Origin of the sequence: Mesorhizobium sp. M0598 (genome assembly GCF_040320865.1) — a bacterium.
Taxonomy (GTDB): domain Bacteria; phylum Pseudomonadota; class Alphaproteobacteria; order Rhizobiales; family Rhizobiaceae; genus Mesorhizobium.
In genome coordinates this window covers 1-537 of sequence record NZ_JAMYQL010000128.1, presented here as the reverse complement: position 1 = coordinate 537, position 537 = coordinate 1, and the positions used below count along the sequence as shown (strand labels likewise).

Sequence of the window (537 nt, the reverse complement as noted above, 5' to 3'; positions counted from 1 at the left end):
ATGCGCAGGATGCGCTGGTCGGGGCACGATGTCGGCAGGTGCAGGCGGATTTGCGATTTCATCTCGACCACCCGCGCAGCGATTTTGATGAGGCGCAATCGCAGCGTGTCGAATTGGGCGACGGCAAAGCTCGAGCGCCTCGGCATCGCGGCCCGCAAGCCCCACATCAACCAGTAAGCACCGGCATGCAGGAATAGCCGGAACTGGTTGGCCGTCGCTCTGGTGCAGGATGTGCGGTCGGCGGCAAGATGCGTCTTCCACGACTTGATGTGGTTCTCGGCCGCGCCGCGCCGGCAGTAAAGGTCCGCGTAGAGCGCCTTGGCCTTGCCACCGGCCAGATTGGTGACGATGAAGCGGGTGTCAGTACCTTGGGCACTGACCTCGACGCGGGCGATGATGCGCTCGACGCGGCTCCAGCTGGCGGCGCCGTCAAAGAACTCCTTGAACCTGCGGACCTTGCCTGTCTTGGCCGACGCTTCGAAGCGCGCCGTCGTGCTGGCCTCCAGATCCGCGACATGCTTGCGCAGGGTCGTGGTG

The 537-nt window shown here is 64.6% G+C and carries 1 protein-coding gene; it reads right to left on the bottom strand.

What is annotated here, in order from left to right; genetic code table 11:
• A partial coding sequence (locus tag NKI59_RS35045; protein ID WP_352709088.1) for a transposase occupies positions 1 to 537 on the bottom strand: 537 nt, incomplete at both ends.